The 18,046-nt window shown below is 72.0% G+C and carries 14 protein-coding genes; 11 read left to right on the top strand and 3 right to left on the bottom strand.

Features of this window, described 5'->3' with window-relative positions:
• Positions 1-158 precede the first annotated feature (158 nt).
• The 7 genes from B100_RS0126965 to B100_RS0126935 all read left to right on the top strand — a co-directional run bounded on the left by B100_RS0126965 (position 159) and on the right by B100_RS0126935 (position 7,149).
• The gene (locus B100_RS0126965; protein WP_024887518.1) at positions 159-1,223 is read left to right on the top strand and encodes an ABC transporter substrate-binding protein; all 1,065 of its coding nucleotides are present in this window, start codon (positions 159-161) and stop codon (positions 1,221-1,223) included.
• A 5-nt stretch (positions 1,224-1,228) separates the two neighbouring features.
• The gene (locus tag B100_RS0126960; RefSeq protein ID WP_037723586.1) at positions 1,229-2,077 is read left to right on the top strand and encodes an ABC transporter permease; all 849 of its coding nucleotides are present in this window, start codon (positions 1,229-1,231) and stop codon (positions 2,075-2,077) included.
• On the top strand, positions 2,053-2,772 hold the full coding sequence (locus tag B100_RS0126955; protein WP_024887516.1) for an ABC transporter ATP-binding protein: 720 nt from the start codon (positions 2,053-2,055) through the stop codon (positions 2,770-2,772). Before B100_RS0126960 ends, B100_RS0126955 begins: the two co-directional genes overlap by 25 nt.
• Positions 2,773-2,861: 89 nt before the next feature.
• Positions 2,862-4,223 (top strand): LLM class flavin-dependent oxidoreductase, encoded by a 1,362-nt coding sequence (locus tag B100_RS0126950; protein ID WP_024887515.1) that lies wholly within the window; start codon positions 2,862-2,864, stop codon positions 4,221-4,223.
• Between the two features lie 44 nt (positions 4,224-4,267).
• Positions 4,268-5,182, top strand: coding sequence for a TauD/TfdA dioxygenase family protein (locus tag B100_RS0126945; RefSeq protein ID WP_024887514.1), 915 nt, complete (start codon positions 4,268-4,270; stop codon positions 5,180-5,182).
• Between the two features lie 174 nt (positions 5,183-5,356).
• Entirely contained in the window at positions 5,357-6,736 is a 1,380-nt protein-coding gene (locus B100_RS0126940; RefSeq protein WP_024887513.1) for an amino acid permease, read from the top strand.
• A 170-nt stretch (positions 6,737-6,906) separates the two neighbouring features.
• A complete protein-coding gene (locus B100_RS0126935) occupies positions 6,907-7,149 on the top strand; it encodes a hypothetical protein (RefSeq protein ID WP_024887512.1) in 243 nt (80 codons plus the stop codon).
• 6 nt (positions 7,150-7,155) lie between these two features.
• Here the strand turns inward: B100_RS0126935 and B100_RS0126930 are convergent, their stop codons facing one another.
• On the bottom strand, positions 7,156-7,803 hold the full coding sequence (locus B100_RS0126930; protein WP_024887511.1) for a mycothiol-dependent nitroreductase Rv2466c family protein: 648 nt from the start codon (positions 7,801-7,803) through the stop codon (positions 7,156-7,158).
• Between the two features lie 138 nt (positions 7,804-7,941).
• On the opposite strand from B100_RS0126930, the gene pepN reads away from it, so the two are divergent.
• Positions 7,942-10,533, top strand: coding sequence for an aminopeptidase N (gene pepN, locus B100_RS0126925; protein ID WP_024887510.1), 2,592 nt, complete (start codon positions 7,942-7,944; stop codon positions 10,531-10,533).
• 269 nt (positions 10,534-10,802) lie between these two features.
• Positions 10,803-11,855, top strand: coding sequence for a hypothetical protein (locus B100_RS0126920; protein WP_024887509.1), 1,053 nt, complete (start codon positions 10,803-10,805; stop codon positions 11,853-11,855).
• Positions 11,856-11,937: 82 nt separating this feature from the next.
• On the opposite strand, the gene B100_RS0126915 is transcribed toward B100_RS0126920, so the two are convergent.
• Together B100_RS0126915 and B100_RS0126910 are read right to left on the bottom strand one after the other, a co-directional pair.
• Positions 11,938-13,092 carry a serine hydrolase domain-containing protein gene (locus B100_RS0126915; RefSeq protein ID WP_024887508.1) on the bottom strand — a complete coding sequence of 385 codons (1,155 nt, stop codon included), beginning with the start codon at positions 13,090-13,092 and terminating at the stop codon, positions 11,938-11,940.
• Positions 13,093-13,239: 147 nt separating this feature from the next.
• On the bottom strand, positions 13,240-13,698 hold the full coding sequence (locus tag B100_RS0126910) for an NUDIX hydrolase (RefSeq protein ID WP_199785288.1): 459 nt from the start codon (positions 13,696-13,698) through the stop codon (positions 13,240-13,242).
• 217 nt (positions 13,699-13,915) lie between these two features.
• Here B100_RS0126910 and B100_RS0126905 point away from each other — a divergent pair, with 217 nt between their 5' ends.
• Together B100_RS0126905 and B100_RS0126900 are read left to right on the top strand one after the other, a co-directional pair.
• Positions 13,916-14,470 carry a CGNR zinc finger domain-containing protein gene (locus tag B100_RS0126905; protein ID WP_024887506.1) on the top strand — a complete coding sequence of 185 codons (555 nt, stop codon included), beginning with the start codon at positions 13,916-13,918 and terminating at the stop codon, positions 14,468-14,470.
• 223 nt (positions 14,471-14,693) lie between these two features.
• Positions 14,694-18,011, top strand: a complete 3,318-nt coding sequence (locus B100_RS0126900) for a S8 family serine peptidase (RefSeq protein WP_024887505.1) — start codon at positions 14,694-14,696, stop codon at positions 18,009-18,011.
• The last annotated feature ends 35 nt before the right edge of the window (positions 18,012-18,046 follow it).

The raw sequence follows: 18,046 nt of genomic DNA, 5'->3' as shown, positions 1-18,046 counted from the left end.
TGTTGCTGACGCGTTGACGCGCGGTCGTCCGCGCCGTCCCTCCTTTCCTGCGTGATTTTCGTCCGGGCCCTTTCCGCCCGAAAATTCCGCCTGCCTTTCTGTCCCGCGCACACCCCTGTGCGCCTTTCCGCGTCCCCGCATCCCCTGGGAGTCCCCTCATGCCCGCACCGCCCTCGCCCGGCCTCGACCGGCGGCTGTTCCTGACCTCCCTGCTCGGCGTCACCGCCGCTGCCGCCGGACTGAGCGGCTGCGCCGAGGCCGGGGCCGCGGCCGACGAGGCGTCGCTGAAGGCCCCGCTCGCCAAGAAGGTCCCGCCCGGCACCCGTCTGAAGATCTCCTCGTACGAGAACGTCCAGCAGATCCAGCTGAAGCTGGCCGGCCTCGACGACCTGCCCTTCGAGGTGGCCGACTGGCTGAACATCGGGGCCGGTCCGGACGTCATCAACGCCTTCCGCGCCCAGTCCCTGGACCTCGCCAACAACGCGGGCATCCCGCCGATCCAGGCCTTCTACCAGGGCTTCGACGCGCGGATCGTCGCCATCAACATCACCCGCAAGCCCAACTACCTGTTCGCCACGAAGCCCGGCAGCGACATCCGCACCGTCGCCGACTTCAAGGGCAGGCGGCTCGCCTTCTCCCAGGGCCAGGCGCAGGGCGTGGTGCTGCTGCGCGCCCTCAAGGAGGCCGGCCTGAAGCAGGACGAGGCCGAGCTGGTCCCGCTGACCAGCAACCAGTTCCTCACCGCGCTGCAGTCCGGGCAGGTGGACATCGCCCCGCTGGGCAACAGCCAGGCACCCGCCTATCTGAAGCAGTACGGCGCGAAGGGCGCCCGCACCATCCCCACCGAGGTGGTGGACCTGCTCAACCTGCTGTGGGCGCCGACCGAGGTGCTCGCCGACCGGGCGAAGGCGGCCGCGGTCGCCGCGTACATCCCGTACTGGGCCAAGGGCGCGGTGTGGCAGTACGAGCACCCCGACGCATGGAACCGGGAGTACTACGTCAAGACGCAGAACCTCACCCTCGACCAGGCCGAGTCCATCACCGAGCTCGCCAACAAACCCCTCTTCCCGCCGGGTTGGGACGAGGCGATCGCGTGGGAGCAGGAGACCGCCGATCTGCTCGCGGAGGGCGGCTACGTGAAGAAGTTCGATGTCGGCGTCCTCTTCGACCGGCGCTTCGAGTCCCTCGCGGCGAGGGCCGTGCCCCAGGAGTACCGGAGGTGACCACCGTGACCACGACCACGACCACGACCGCACCCGCACCGCCCGCCGCCGTCGAGGAGGAACACCAGGTACGGCGACGACGGCGGCTGTCCCCCGGCCGGCGGCTGCCCGCCACCCGCCTCGCCGGACCCCTGCTGGTGCTGCTGCTGTGGGCCGCCGCCTCCGCCGCCGGCCGGCTGGACCCCGGGGCGATCCCCGCGCCCTGGACGGTGGTGGAGACCGGGGCCCGGCTGTGGACCGACGGCACCCTGGCGAACGACATCCTGACCTCGCTGCGGCGCGCGGGCGCCGGGTTCGCGATCGGTCTGACCGGGGGCGTCGTGCTCGCCCTGTTGTCCGGGCTGAGCCGGACCGGCGAGGCGCTGATCGACGGGAGCGTGCAGCTCAACCGCGCGGTGCCGACGCTCGGCCTGATCCCGTTGTTCATCCTCTGGCTGGGCATCGGCGAGACCTTCAAGATCGCGATCATCGCCATCGTCGTCTACATCCCGATCTACCTGAACACCCACTCCGCGCTGTCCGGCATCGACCACCGGTTCGTGGAACTGGCGGAGGTGCAGGGCCTGTCCCGGTTCGCCTTCGTCCGGCAGGTCGTCGTGCCCGGCGCCCTGCCCGGATTCTTCGTCGGGCTGCGGCTCGGCGTGACCGGGTCCTGGCTGGGCCTGGTCGTCCTCGAACAGATCAACGCCACCAGCGGACTCGGCTACATGATGTTCCAGGCGCAGAACTACGGCCAGACGGACGTCATCCTCGTCGGTCTCGTCGTCTACGGCCTCTTCGGCCTGGTCTCCGACACCGCCGTCCGCGCGATCGAACGGAGGGTGCTGTCATGGCGCCGCACACTGAGCAGCTGACCCGGCCGGCCGTGCGGCTGCGCGGTCTGACCCGGTCCTTCGAGGGCCGTACGGTGCTCGACCGCGTCGACCTCGACCTGCCCGCCGGCCAGTTCACCGCGCTGCTCGGGCACAGCGGCTCCGGCAAGAGCACCCTGCTCCGCGCGATCGCGGGCATCGACCACAGGGTGGCGGGCAGCGGCACACTGACCGCGCCCGAGCGGGTGTCGGTGGTCTTCCAGGACTCCCGGCTGCTGCCCTGGCGCCGCATCCTGCCCAACGTGCTCCTCGGGCTGGAGGGCAAGGACGCCGAGGAGCGCGGCCGGGCCGCGCTCGCCGAGGTCGGTCTGGGCGGCCGGGAACGCGCCTGGCCGAGCGAGCTGTCGGGCGGCGAGCAGCAGCGGGCCGCCCTGGCCCGGTCCCTGGTGCGCGAGCCGGAACTGCTGCTCGCGGACGAACCGTTCGGGGCGCTGGACGCGCTGACCCGGATCAGGATGCACGCACTGCTGCGGCAGCTGTGGGAGCGGCACCGGCCGTCGGTGCTGCTGGTCACGCACGACGTGGACGAGGCGATCGCCCTCGCGGAGCGCGTGCTGGTGCTGGAGGACGGCCGGATCGGGCTGGACCTGACGATCGACCGCGAGGGCCCGCACTCCCACGGCGCGTACCGCTCCCGGCTGCTGAAGGCGCTCGGCGTCACCGAGGACACCCCGTGACCGCCCGCCCGCGCCGCTCCTGAAGCACCTCCCCACCAACCCACCACCTCGCACCGAGAGCGCCGAAAGCGCCGAGAAGGGGATCCCCCATGCCCAGACAGCTCCACCTCAACGCCTTTCTCATGAACACCGGCCACCACGAGGCCTCCTGGCGGCTGCCCGAGAGCGATCCGTACGCACACGTCGACCTGGACCACCACGTACGGCTGGCCCGCATCGCCGAACGGGGCACGTTCGACTCGCTGTTCCTCGCCGACGGTCCCCAGCTGTGGAACACGGTGGCCCAGCGTCCCGCCGGGGCGCTGGAGCCGCTCACCCTGCTCACCGCGCTGGCGACGGCCACCGAGCACATCGGGCTGATCGCGACGGCGTCCACCTCGTACAACTCGCCCTACAACCTGGCCCGTAAGTTCGCCTCGCTGGACGTCGTCAGCAAGGGCCGGGCCGGCTGGAACATCGTCACCACCGCCGGAGCCGAGGCGGCCCGCAACTTCGGCCTGGACGCGGAGCCGGCGCACGCCGAACGGTACGCACGTGCCGCCGAGTTCCTGGACGTCGCCCGGCTGCTGTGGGACAGCTGGGAGGACGACACGATCGTCGCCGACAAGGCGGCGGGCGTCTGGGGCGACGACGCGAAGATCCACCCGCCGCGCCACCGGGGCAGGTACTTCCGGGTCGAGGGCGCGCTCAACGTGCCGCGCACTCCGCAGGGTTACCCGCTGCTGGTGCAGGCCGGGTCCTCGGAGGACGGCAAGCGGTTCGCGGCGCGGTACGCGGAGGCGGTGTTCACCGCCCAGCAGACCCTGGCCGACGCGCAGGCGTTCTACGCCGACCTCAAGGCCCGTACGGCGGCGGCCGGGCGCGACCCGGACCACATCAAGGTGCTGCCCGGCATCGTGCCCGTGGTCGGCTCCACCGAGGCGGAGGCGCGGCGTCTGGAGCAGGTGCTGGAGGAGCACATCGTGCACGAGCACGGGGTGCGCCGCCTGGAGGAGCTGCTGCGGCTCGCCCCGGGCACGCTCGACCTGGACGGCGAACTGCCGGGCGGGCTGCCCTCGGAGGACGACATCGAGGGCGCCAAGAGCCGCTACACGCTGATCGTGGAGCTGGCCCGGCGCGAGCGGCTCACCGTGCGGCAGCTGATCGGGCGGCTGGGTGGCGGGCGGGGACACCTGACCTTCGCGGGCACGCCGGAGCAGGTCGCCGACACCATCGGCCGGTGGTTCGCCGAAGGCGCCGCCGACGGCTTCAACATCATGCCCGCCGTGCTGCCGTCCGGCCTGGAGACCTTCGTCGACCAGGTCGTGCCGATCCTGCGCGAGCGCGGCCTGTTCCGCACCGAGTACGGCCCCCGGCGGACCCTGCGCGAGCGCTACGGGCTGCCGCGCCCCGCCAACCAGCACGTCACCCCGCACGCCCCCGGGCCGGCCCCCACCGCCGCACTCGTCTGACCGACCGCTCCCGACCGCTCCCCGTCACAGGAAGGCACGCCCTCATGTCGGACCTCCAGATCACCAAGGTCACCGCGAACATCGGCGCCCGGGTCTTTGGCGTCGACCTCTCCCGGCCGCTGGACGACGCCACCGTCACCGCGCTGCGCGACGCCCTGAACGAGCACAAGACGCTGCTGTTCGACGACGTGCACCTCGACGACGCCGGGCAGCAGGCCTTCGTGCGGCACTTCGGCGACATCACCGGCGCCCACCCGACCGTGCCCGCCGTGGAGGGCGCGCCCAGCGTTCTGCCGGTCGACAGCGGGCGCGGGCGCGCGGCCAACAACTGGCACACGGACGTCACCTTCGTCCTCAACCCGCCGCAGGCCACCTCCCTGCGCAGCATCACGATCCCGCCGTACGGGGGCGAGACGCTGATCGCCAACTCGGCCGCCGCCTACCGCGACCTGCCCGAGCCGCTGCGCCGGCTGGCCGACACCCTGTGGGCCGAGCACACCAACGACTACGACTACGCCGTCCCGGAGGAGGCCGTGGACGAGGACGAGGCGGCCCGACGCGCCCAGTTCACCTCCGTGCGGTACCGCACCGTCCACCCGGTGGTGCGCGTGCACCCGCTCACCGGTGAACGCGGGCTGTTCATCGGCGGGTTCGCGCAGCGGATCGTGGGGCTGTCCAAGGGCGAGTCGCGCAAGGTGCTGGACCTGCTCCAGGCCTACGTCACCCGGCCGGAGAACGTGGTGCGCCGGCGCTGGGAGCCGAACCAGCTGGTGCTGTTCGACAACCGCATCACCCAGCACTACGCGATCGACAACTACGACGGCCTGCCGCGCCGCCTGCACCGGGTGACGGTCGCCGGTGACGTGCCGGTCGGCGTCGACGGCAAGGAGTCGTACGCGATCGAGGGGGACGCCTCGCACTACACGAGCGTCGCGGAGGTCGCGGCCGCCGCGGCGTGACGCCGCCGACGGGGTGACGGTCGCGAGCGGGGCGACGGCCACCCCGCAGTGACCGGACTGTGACCCTCCGCTTGACCGTCGTCCACATGCTGGGCGGGCGCTCCGTGACCACCGGGCGGCCGCCCAGACTGGGCGGCGTTTTTGTCGTCTCCCCCCATTGGACGATCCGCGCCCATGCCCCCCACCTCGGTCGAGACGCCCACGGACACCGACGGCGTCTCCCTCTCGCACGGCCTCAAACAGCGCCACCTGTCGATGATCGCCCTCGGCGGGGTGATCGGCGCCGGACTGTTCGTCGGTTCCGGCGCGGGCATCGCCGCCGCCGGCCCCTCCATCGTCCTCGCCTACGCCCTCTCCGGTCTGCTGGTCATGCTGGTGATGCGGATGCTGGGCGAGATGTCGGCCGCGTATCCCGACTCCGGCTCCTTCTCCTCGCACGCCGAGCGGGCCATCGGGCCCTGGGCCGGGTTCACCGCGGGCTGGGCGTTCTGGGTGCTGCTGTGCACGGCGGTCGGCCTGGAGGGCATCGGCGCCGCGAAGATCGTCACCGGCTGGCTGCCGGGCACGCCCGAGTGGGCCTGGGTGGCGCTGTTCATGGTGGTGTTCTGCGGGACGAACCTCGCCGCGGTGAAGAACTTCGGCGAGTTCGAGTTCTGGTTCGCCGCGTTGAAGGTCGGCGCGATCACCCTGTTCCTGGCGCTCGGCGTGCTCGCCCTGGCCGGCCTGCTGCCCGGCACCGACTCGCCGGGCGGCTCGAACCTCACCGAGCTGATGCCGGGCGGCGGCGAAGGGCTGGTCATCGGCCTGCTCGCGTCCGTCTTCGCGTACGGCGGCCTGGAGACGGTGACCATCGCGGCGGCCGAGTCGCAGGACCCGGTGCGCGGTGTGGCGCGCGCGGTGCGCACCGCGATGTGGCGGATCGCGCTGTTCTACGTCGGCTCCATGGCGGTCATCGTCGCCCTCGTCCCCTGGGACTCCCCCGCGGTGGTGGAGGACGGTCCCTACGTCGCCGCCCTGGACCGACTCGGCATCCCCGGCGCGGGCCAGCTGATGAACGTGGTCGTGCTGGTGGCGCTGCTCTCCGCGATGAACGCCAACGTCTACGGCGCCTCACGCATCGGCTACTCGCTGGTGGAGCGCGGTCAGGGGCCGAAGGTGCTCGGCCGGGTGTCGGGCGGGGTGCCGCGGGTGGCCGTGCTGGCCTCCTCGGTCTTCGGCTTCCTGTGCGTGCTGCTGAGCTACTGGCGGCCGGACGACGTCTTCGCCTGGCTGCTGAACATGATCGGCGCGGTGATCCTGGTCGTCTGGATCTTCACCGCCGTGGCCCAGCTGCGGCTGCGCCGCCGGCTGGAGCGGGAGACGCCGGAGCGGCTGACGGTGCGGATGTGGGCGTTCCCGTGGCTGACCTGGGTGGCGCTGGCGGGGATGGCTGCGGTCTTCGTCCTCATGGCCCGGGAACCGGACACCCGGGTCCAGCTGTACTCGACAGGTGCGATGACGCTGGCCCTGGCGGCGGTGGGCTACGCCCGCCAGCGGGTGCGCGCCCGGCGCTGACCGGACAGCCCTTTCTGTTGCTAGCGTGTAGTTGCGAGTAACTTGCAATAAGCGCCTGCCTCGGGATCGTCTTCTCACCGTTCACCCGGCAGGCGGAAAGAAGGAAGCCCCCGCGAGGACCTCACTCGCGGGGGCTTCCGGTGTGCGGCATTCCGGGTCATCGTTGCGCAATGGCGACACAGAGGACGATGACGGATTACTGCTGGACCTGCGGCAGTGACCAGCAGCACCGCCGGCTGAACAAGAAGGAGGAGGACTGGCTCAAGGAACGGCTCGGCCGCAACGGGGTCGGCGAGTTCTGGATCTGCGTGAACGTCCTGGACCCCGACACCGGGAAGCAGTGCCGCAACCTGCGCACGGGCTTCAACAAGAAGCCGTTCGCCGTGCCGATCAAGGCACCCGTGCCGGACTGACCTCCGTCACAGGTTGCTGAAGTCCGGGCCCTTCGTGCGGGTGCGCTTGATCTCGTAGAAGCCGGGGACCGAGGCCACCGCGAGGGTGCCGTCCCACAGGCGGACGGCCTCGTCGCCCTGCGGGGCGGGGGTGACGACCGGGCCGAAGAAGGCGATCTCCTCGCCGTCGGGGCCGGGGACCGCGATCACCGGGGTGCCGACCTCCTGGCCCACCTTGTCGATGCCCTCCTTGTGGGAGGCGCGCAGCTGCGGCTCGTAGGGCGTGGAGTCCCAGTGGTCCATGAGGGAGTCGGGCAGACCGACCTCCTTCAGCGCCGCGGCGACCGTCTCCTTGCCCGGGCCCTCGCCCTGGTTGTGGATGCGGGTGCCGAGCGCGGTGTAAAGGTCGCCGAGCACCTGCGGGCCGTGCTCCTCCTGGGCCGCGATGACCACACGCACCGGGCCCCAGGCCTTCACCTCGAGCATCTCGCGGTACTCCGCGGGCAGCTGGTCCAGCTTGTCCTCGTTCAGGACGGCCAGGCTCATCAGGTGCCAGCGGACGTCGAGGTCCCGCTGCTTCTGCACCTCCAGCACCCACCGGGAGGTCATCCAGGCCCAGGGGCACAGCGGGTCGAACCAGAAGTCGACGGGCGTGGCGGGAGACTTGTCCGACATGTCGCTCCTCGTGAAGGCAGTGTTTCCCCGTGGCAACGCCGTGGCTCGCCCCGGCCATTCCCGGCTGCCCCGCGTCAGGGGCGCATGGCAGGATCGGTGCTGACCTTTCCCTGTCGACGACGCATGAGGAGACCGCCCGTGCCCGGTGAGAATCTGACCCGTGACGAGGCCCGGGAGCGGGCAGCCCTGCTGTCCGTCGACGGGTACGAGGTGTCCTTGGACCTGCGGTCCGCGGTCGGCGAGCACAGGGGCGACGGCCCGCGCACCTTCCGGTCGGTCACCACCGTGCGGTTCCGCTGCGCCGAGCCGGGGTCGAGCAGCTTCGCCGACCTGATCGCGCCCGCCGTGACGGCCGTGTCCCTCAACGGGCGGGACCTCGACCCGGGCCAGGTCTTCGACGGCAGCCGCATCCTCCTGGAGGATTTGGCCGCCGACAACGAGCTGGTCGTCGACGCGCAGTGCGCCTACTCCCGCACCGGCGAGGGCATGCACCGCTTCGTCGACCCCGAGGACGGCGAGGTGTACCTCTACACCCAGTACGAGCCGGCCGACGCCCGCCGGGTCTTCGCCAACTTCGAGCAGCCAGACCTGAAGGCCCCGTACCGCTTCGAGGTGCGGGCGCCCGAGGACTGGACGGTGTGGAGCAACGGCGCGGGCGAACTCACCGACGGAGCCTGGCGGTTCGCGGAGACCAAGCCGATCTCGACGTACATCACGTGTGTCGTCGCAGGTCCGTACCACTACGTGACCGACCGCTACGAGCGGGTCTTCGAGGACGGCACCCGGCTGGAGATCCCGCTCGGCGCGATGTGCCGCAAGGGCCTCGCCCCGCACTTCGACGCCGACGACGTCTTCCTGGTCACCAAGCAGGGCCTGGACTTCTTCCACGACCACTTCGACTACCCGTACCCGTTCGGCAAGTACGACCAGGCGTTCGTGCCGGAGTACAACCTGGGCGCGATGGAGAACCCGGGGATGGTGACCTTCCGCGAGGAGTTCATCTTCCGCGGCAAGGTGACGCGGGCCTCCTACGAGGGCCGGGCCAACGTGATCCTGCACGAGATGGCCCACATGTGGTTCGGCGACCTGGTCACCATGGAGTGGTGGGACGACCTGTGGCTGAAGGAGTCCTTCGCGGACTTCATGGGCGCGTTCTCCCTGGTCGGCGCGACCCGCTTCACCGACGGCTGGATCACCTTCGCCAACCGGCGCAAGGCGTGGGCGTACCGCGCGGACCAGCTGCCCTCCACGCACCCGATCACCGCCGACATCCGCGACCTTCAGGACGCCAAGCTCAACTTCGACGGCATCACCTACGCCAAGGGCGCCTCGGTGCTCAAGCAGCTCGTGGCGTACGTCGGCCAGGACGCGTTCCTGGAGGGCGCCCGCCGCTACTTCAAGCGGCACGCCTACGGCAACACCCGGCTCGGCGACCTGCTGTCGGTCCTCGAGGAGACCAGCGGGCGGGACATGGCCGCGTGGTCGCGGGCGTGGCTGGAGACGGCCGGGGTCAACTCCCTGACCCCACAGGTGCTGCTGGGCGAGGACGGCACCGTGGACGAGCTGGCGGTCGTGCAGGAGGCCGCCGAGTCGCACCCCGAACTGCGCCCGCACCGGGTCGCGGTGGGCCTGTACCGGCGCTCCGAGAACGCCGGGGGGCTGCCGGCGCTGGAGCGGTACGCGCAGGCCGAGACGGACGTCGAGGGTCCGCGTACGGTCGTGGCGGAGCTGGCGGGCGCCGAGGCGCCGGACCTGGTGCTGGTCAACGACGACGACCTGACGTACTGCAAGACGCGGTTCGACGAGACCTCGCTGGCGGCGCTGCGGCGCAGCCTCGGCTACATGACCGACCCGCTGGCCCGCGCCCTGTGCTGGTCGGCGCTGTGGAACATGACGCGGGACGCGCTGCTGCCGGCCCGGGAGTTCATCGGTCTGGTGGTGAAGTTCGCGGGCCAGGAGACCGACATCGGCGTGCTGCAGATGCTGCACGCGTGGGCGGAATCGGCGGCGGTGCACTACACCACGGCCGAGCGGCGGGCGGAGGCCGGGCGGGAGCTCTGCAAGATCGCCTCCCTCCAGATGTACTCCGCCGAGGCGGGCAGCGAGCACCAGCTGGCGTGGGCGCGGTTCTTCGCGCGCGTGGCCGATGTGCCGGCCGCCTTCGAGCTGCTGGCCTCGCTGCTCGACGGCACGGTGACCGTGCCGGGCCTGGAGGTCGACCAGGAGCTGCGCTGGGCGTTCCTGGAGCCGCTGGCCGCGCACGGCGCGGCCGACGAGAAGCGGCTGGACGAGGAGCTGGCGCGGGACGACACGGCCTCCGGGCGGCGCCACCACGTCCGCTGTCTGGCGGCCCGCCCGTCGGAGGCGGTCAAGGCGCAGTGCTGGGCGCAGGTCGTGGAGTCGGACGCGCTGTCCAACGCGCTGGTCGAGGCGACGATCGCGGGCTTCGCCCAGTCGTCCCAGCGGGAGCTGATCGCGCCGTACGCGGAGAAGTACTTCGCGGCGATCGAGCGGGTGTGGACGCAGCGGTCGATCCAGATCGGCATGGACGTGGTCCGCGGCCTGTTCCCCTCGTACCAGGACTCGCAGGCCACTCTGGACGCGACGGACGCGTGGCTCGCTTCCCACGAGGACGCGGCGCCGGCGCTGCGGCGGCTGGTGCTGGAGGCGCGGGACGACCTGGCGCGTGCGCTGCGTGGTCAAGCCTGTGACGCCGCGTCCGGCATGTGACCGTCCTTTCCCGTCCCGCCCCGGACCCCGCTCCTCAAACGCCGGAGGGGCTGACATGGCGCGCCGGAGGGGCTGACTTGTCAGCCCCTCCCCCGTGCGACCGCCGTTACCGAACGCGGGCATCCGGGCCGTAACCCGGGGCTCTCACCCGAACGGACCAGGGGGTTTCGGTATCCGAACACGCGTCCTTTAGTGCGGGCTTGTCCGGGTTCGTCGACGAGCGTGTAACAGGGGTTCGGAGGCCGTCCGGAGGCGGGAAATTGCCGGTCATGAACCACAACACCCCCCTCTCCCCGCGCCCCCTGCACCACCTCGCCACCGGCACCGGACGTCGTGTCCTGACCCACACGCAACTGCGGGCCCACGGCGTCTCGGCCGCCGAGGCCGGCGAGCAGTGCCGCCCCGGCGGGGCCTGGCAGCAGCTGCTGCCCGGTGTCGTCCTGCTCCACCCCGGACCGCCGACGAGCGAGGAGCGGCTGCACGCGGTCCTGCTGTACGCGGCGCGGGAGCGCACCGTGAGCGTGCCGGTGCAGCCGGGGAGGGACGAGCCGCCCGCCTCCCCCTACGGCGAGGCGATGATCACCGGCCTGGCCGCGCTGACCCTGCACGGGTTCGCCTCCACTCCCCCGCTGCCGTCCCTTCAGACCCTCGACGTGCTGGTGCCGCGGCTGCGCCGGCTGCGTTCGACGGGCTGCGCCCGGATCGTGCGCACCGCCGACCTGCCCGTCCCGGAGCAGGTCACCGGCCTGCCCGTGGCCCCGGTCCCGCGGGCCCTGGCGGACGCGGTGGCGGGTCTGAAGGACGCGGTCGCGGTGCGCCGGCTGCTGACCGAGGCGGTGCGCGGCGGGCACTGCGAGCCGGCCGCGGTGGTGCGCGAGCTGACCGCCGCCAAGCTGCTGAACCGGCCGCACGTGGTGGACGCGGTCGACTCGCTGCTGGCCGAGGGGCGGGCGCTCGCCGAGGCACGGCTGTACCGGATGGTCCGCGAGTACGGCCTGCCGGACCCCTGCTGGAACGTGGACCTGCGGCTGCCCGGCGGCCCGCACCTGGGCGGCCTGGACGCGTACTGGCCGGAGCAGTCGGTGGCGGTGGAGCTGGACACCCGCGCGCCGAGGCCGGGCGGGCGGCCCGAGGAGGACGCCGAGTGGACGGAGCACGCCCGCAAGCGTGAGCACCTGGAGCGCCTGGGCATCACGGTCGTCCACATCACGCCCCGCAAGCTGCGGGACGCGGCGGAGCAGCAGGCGGCGGTGGTCCGCACGGCCCTGATGGCGGCGGCCGACCGCGATCCGGCCGCGTACGTCGTCGTGCTGCCCCGGTAGTGCGGCACCACGGCGGGGCCGCGGCCCTTCCCGAACGGACGGGGGGACCGCCGGGGGCCGTGCCCCGGCGGTCCTCCTCACCTCAGTCGCCGCAGTACTCCGCCTCGATCACCGCCCCGGGGTCGCCGGACCAGTCGCCGTTGAAGTTGAACGCCAGCGAGTGCCGGCCGTCCTCGGTCGTGACGGCCTCGGACGTGGAGCCGTGGATGCCGCCGCCGTGGCCCCAGACGGTCACCCCGCAGCTCAGCTCGGTCTTCATCAGGCCCAGGCCGTAGCCGTTCCTGGCGTCCACCGTGACCGTGTCGGTCATCTCGTCCAGCTGCTCCCGGGGCAGCAGCCGACCGGTGAGCAGGGCGCGGTAGAAGCGGCCCAGGTCCCTGGAGTCGGAGATCATCTCGCCCGCCGAGGAGGCCATGGACGGGTTGAGGCGGGTGACGTCGTGCACGGGCCCGCTGCCGTCCTGCGTCAGCTTGCCGTACGCGCGGCTGCTGGGTCCCGGGACGTCGGTGCGGGTGCCGGGGACCGAGGTGCCGGTCAGGTGCAGCGGCGCGATGACGCGCCGGCGGACCTCCTCGCCGTAGGGGCGGCCGGTGGCCTTCTCGATCACCATCCCGGCCAGGACGTAATTGGTGTTGGAGTAGTTCCATCCGGCGCCGGGTGCGAAGTCCGGCTCGTGGGACGTCGCGATCCGCACCAGTTCCTCGGGGGCGAGGGTGTCGTAGCGGTGCTCGAAGAAGCCCTCCTTGAGGAAGTAGGTGCGGCCGAAGTCCTCGTCCGCCGTGTAGTTGAAGACGCCGCTGGTGTGGTTGAGCAGCTGCCGGAGAGTGATCCGGGTGCCGTCGTGGCCGTTGCCCGTCACCAGGCCCGGCAGCCAGGTGTCGACGGTGTCGTCCAGGGACAGCTTCCCCTCGGCCTCCAGTTGCAGCAGCACCGTCGCCACGAAGGTCTTGGTGATGCTGCCGACCCGGTAGCGGTCCTGCGGGGAGCGCTTCCGCTCCGTGCGCAGGTCGCCCACCCCGGCGGTCGCCGTCCAGGTGCCCCGCCGGTCCTCCGCCCGCACCGTGACGCCGGGCACGCCGCCGGCGACCGCGGCGTGCACGGCCCGGCGGGTCGCCCGGTGGTCGCCGGTGTCCCCGGCCCCGCTCCCCCCGGGCGCCGCCACGGCGGGGGCCGCCAGGGCCACCGAGAGCCCCACCGCCACCGCTGCCACCGCCGTCGTCCGCATCCGCTTCAGCATGCTCGTGCCTCCCCTGTCCTTCGGTCGTGGTCGCAGGGAGGGACCGCGCCCCGGCCGCCCCGGTTGCCACGACCCGCGACGGTTGACCGGGTTCCGGCCGTTCTCTCCCCGGGCGCACGGGGGCGGCGGCCGGAGCCCGGGGCCGCGCTATGTCTGAGCCGGTTCCACCCGTCCGGTCGCCGGCCGCTCCCGCCACAGCCGCAGGGCGATGTCGATCAGGGGCACGCGGACCAGCCCGGGAACGGCGTCGACCGGCTGCCAGGCGGCCAGTTCGGTGGAGCCGCCGATCTCGTTGCGCAGTTCTCCGCCGGTGACCCGGCCCTCGTAGACCAGCCGGAGGCTCTGCTGGTCGACCGGGCGGCCGTAGCGGCCGGACAGGGTGTGCCGGTGGGAGTCCACCCCCAGCAGACCGGTGACCTCGATCAGGTGACCGGTCTCCTCCTCGACCTCGCGCCGGACGGTGTCGTAGGGGTCCTCGCCGTGCTCCATGCCGCCGCCCGGCAGCACCCACTCGGAGGTGCCGCCCGGCGCCGGGGACCGGGCGAGCAGGATCTGTCCGTCACGTATCACCACGGCGTAGGCCGCCACCCTCAACTTCTGTCGCATCGACGGACGTTAACCCCGGCGGCCGGGGCCGCGCAGGGGGTATCGGGGGCGGGCCGGCGCAGCGGGAGGGCGTACGGGGTCCCGGCGTGACGGGGACGGGGATCCCGGCCGGATGTGGGCGGGGCCCTGGCGGGGGCGCGCTCCCGATCACGGCCGGCCCGCGACCTCGGGAACCAGTGGCGTACGCTTGAACGGTTAGAACCGGAAGGAGAGCCTCATGCCCGCTGCCACCCCGCACCGGTCCGACCCGCGGCCGCTCACCGGTGAGCCGCTCGCGCTCGATCTGCTCAACACCCGCTGGATGGCGGACGGCACCGAGCGGGACCTGCTCGACGACACCGACGGGCTCGCGGTGTGGCTCGCCGCCAACGCACTGGACGACCGCTTCACCGCCGACGAGGCCGCCCTGCGCCACCTCCGCACGGCACGGGACGCCCTGCTGACGGCGGTCGGGGGTGCCCCCGGCGACGGGGCGGAGGTCGTGGACGCCGTGCTCGCGCACGGGCGGATCCGGGCCACGCTCACCGCGGGGGGCCCCGGCGAGCGGGCGGAGTTCGACGACCCCTCCTGGGGACCCGCGTGGCTGGCAGCCCGCGACTACCTCCGGCTGCTGGGCACCGCGCCGGACCGGATCCGCGGCTGCGCCCACGAGGCCTGCACCCTGCACTTCTTCGACACCTCACGCAACGGCACCCGCCGCTGGTGCTCCATGGCGTCCTGCGGCAACCGCGCCAAGGCCTCCCGCCACTACGCCCGCAGCAGGGACACCTGACCCACCGCGCCCATGGGGTGACTTGTCGCATTCGGGCGCCATCGCGCCATAAGAGCACCGGGGGTTTTCCCCACACATCGTCTGTCCTTTCGGCCAACCCTCGCCAAACATCGGCCCCTTACGCGAAGCTCATCGATCATCCGGTAGTGCCTTCCGGACTCCCGCGACCAGGCGCGATCACGCCTGGTCGCTCCCGATCGTTCGCTCCTTGCAAGGGATGCCGATGACCAACTCCCCGCAGCGCGCCCCCATATCGGGCTCCAGACGCGCGGCCCGCATCGCCGTGGCCGCCGGTCTCGTCGCCGCGCTCTCCGCGGCCGGGCCGGTCCCGCTGGCCCTCGCGGCCGACAGCCCGGCCACCGCCCCGGCCGACGCGGACGTCAAGTCCGCCCACGACAAGCTCGGCTCGCACGACGCGGAACTGCTCGCCGAGGCCAAGGCCGACGGCTCCAAGCACGTCACGATGATGATCGCGACCGCCCCCGGCAAGACCGCGCAGGTCACCGAGGAGATCGAGGCGCTCAAGGGCGCCTCGGTCGGCCGCGCCGACGACAAGCTGGGCTACGTCCGCGCCACCGTGCCCACCGGCAAGGCGGACGCGGCGATCGCCGCCGCCACCAAGCTCTCCACCGTGCACGGCGTCGACCTGCGCGACGAGATCCCGCTCGACGACCCGACGCCGGCCGGTGACACCACCAAGGCCGCCAAGGGCAAGGGCAAGAGCGCCAAGGGCTACGCCGCCCCGGACCGGAAGACGCCCGCGAAGAACCCGTACAACCCGTCCTTCGAGACGGGCGCCGTGGACTTCGTGAAGAAGAACCCGAAGGCGGACGGCCGCGGCGTCACCATCGGCATCCTCGACTCCGGCGTGGACCTCGGCCACCCGGCGCTGCAGAAGACCACCACCGGCGAGCGCAAGATCGTCGACTGGGTGACGGCGACCGACCCGATCGTGGACGGCGACCAGACCTGGCGCCCCATGGTCAACGCGGTCTCCGGCCCGGCCTTCACCTACGGCGGCGCCACCTGGAAGGCCCCGCGGGGCTCCTACCAGGTCAGCCTCTTCCGCGAGTCGTACACCGCAGGCGGTGACGCGGCCGGCGACGCCAACCGCGACGGCGACACCACCGACGTCTGGGGCGTGCTCCACGACCCGGCCACGGGCACGGTGCGGGTCGACCTGAACAACAACCAGGACTTCTCCGACGACACCCCGCTGAAGCCGTACAAGGACGGCTTCCAGATCGGGTACTTCGGCACCGACAACCCGAAGACCGACATCTCCGAGCGCCAGCCGTTCGTCGTGGAGATCCGCAAGGACGTCCCGATGGACCCCTACGGCGGCGACTGGATCGGCGAGACGGCCGACTTCGTCAACATCGGCGTCATCGAGTCCGAGCACGGCACGCACGTCGCCGGCATCACCGCCGCCAACGGCCTGTTCGGCGGCAAGATGAGCGGCGCGGCGCCCGGCGCGAAGCTCGTCTCCTCGCGCGCCTGCACCTGGTCCGGCGGCTGCACCAACGTCGCCCTGACCGAGGGCATGATCGACCTCGTCACCAAGCGCGGTGTCGACATCGTCAACATGTCCATCGGCGGTCTGCCGGCGCTGAACGACGGCAACAACGCCCGCGCGGAGCTGTACACGCGGCTGATCGACACCTACGGCGTCCAGCTGGTGATCTCCGCGGGCAACTCCGGCCCCGGCGCCAACACCATCGGCGACCCCGCCCTGGCCGACAAGGTCATCTCGGTCGGCGCCTCCGTCTCCAAGGAGACCTGGGCCGCCAACTACGGCTCCGAGGTGAAGACCAAGTACGCGATGATGCCGTTCTCCTCGCGCGGCCCGCGTGAGGACGGCGGCTTCACGCCGACCCTCACCGCGCCCGGTGCGGCGATCAACACCATCCAGACCTGGATGCCGGGTGCCCCGGTCGCCGAGGCGGGCTACGGCCTGCCCGCCGGCTACGGCATGCTGCAGGGCACCTCGATGGCCTCCCCGCAGGCCGCCGGCGCCTCCGCGCTGCTGCTGTCCGCCGCGAAGCAGAACCGCATCGCGCTCACCCCGGCGACGCTGCGCACCGCCCTCACCTCCACCGCCAAGCACATCAAGGACGTGCAGGCCTACGAGGAGGGCGCCGGCCTCATCGACGTCGTGGACGCCTGGAAGGCCATCCGCAAGGGCGCGACCGCGCACGAGTACACGGTGAAGGCGCCGGTCGACACCGCGATCGACCAGTTCCTGAAGACCCCCGGCTACGGCACGGGCCTGTACGACCGTGAGGGCGGCCTGAAGGCCGGCCAGAAGAAGACGTACGAGATCACCATCACCCGTACGTCCGGTCCGGACCGCGCGCTCCGCCACGACCTGGACTTCGCCAACAACGCGGACCGCGCCTTCCGCGTCGTCGGCGACCGCAAGGTCTCGCTGCCGCTGAACAAGCCGGTGACCGTCAAGGTCCAGGCCGGGCCGCGCTCGGCCGGCATCAAGAGCGCGATCCTCGAGGTCGACGACCCGCGCACCGAGGGCGTGGACCGTCAGATCCTCACCACGGTGGTCGTCTCCGCCCCGGTGAAGTACACCTACGCGGCGAAGGGCACGGCCCAGCGCAACAGCACCACCTCCTACTTCGTCACCGTGCCCGAGGGCGCGAAGACGCTGGAGGTCGCGATGAGCGGGCTGAAGGCGACGAGCCAGACCCGGTTCATCTCCATCCACCCGTACGGTGTGCCGTCGGACCCGACGTCGACGGTCAACTGCTACCCGAACTACAGCAACCCGGCGAACACCTGCCGCCCCGACGCGCGTTCGTACGCGAACCCGCAGCCGGGCGTGTGGGAGATCGAGGTCGAGGCGCGCCGCACGTCGCCGCTGCTCGACAACCCGTACAAGCTGGACGTCGCGGTGCTCGGTGCCGCCTTCGCCCCGGAGACCGTGACGGTCGCCGAGGCGAAGATCGGTGCGCCGTCCGCCGTCTCCTGGACGGTGACGAACGAGGCCGCCGCGATCGACGGCAAGCTGGTCGGCGGGCCGCTCGGCTCCTCCAAGACCGCCCGCCCGTCGATCGGCACGGGTGACGTCCACACGACCACGGTCGAGGTGCCCGCGGGCGCCGCGTCGCTGGACGTGGCCATCGGCAACGTCTCCGACACCGCCGCCGACCTGGACCTGTCCGTGTACGACGCGGCCGGCAACCAGGTCGCCCAGTCCGCGGACGGCGACTCGGACGAGTCGGTCTCCATCGCCTCCCCTGCGGCCGGTACCTACACCATCGAGGTGGACGGCTACTCGGTCCCGTCGGGCTCGACGGAGTACGACTACCTGGACGTGTTCTTCTCCCCGACGCTGGGCTCCGTCACCGTCGACGGCTCCGCGCCGGTGAAGCTCGGCACGGGCGCCAAGGCCACCGTCTCCGGTGAGGTCACCGTCGCGGCGGCGGCCCCCGAGGGCCGTGCGTTCTTCGGCCGCGTGCAGCTGGTGAACGCGCGCGGCACGGTCGCGGGTCTCGGCAACGTGGCGATCGAGAAGGTCGTCGAGTAGTCGAGTAGTCGAGTAACGACCGGTCGAACAGGAGG

The sequence above is a fragment of the Streptomyces sp. CNH189 genome (genome assembly GCF_000527195.1).
This window is presented reverse-complemented; position numbering and strand designations above follow the sequence as displayed.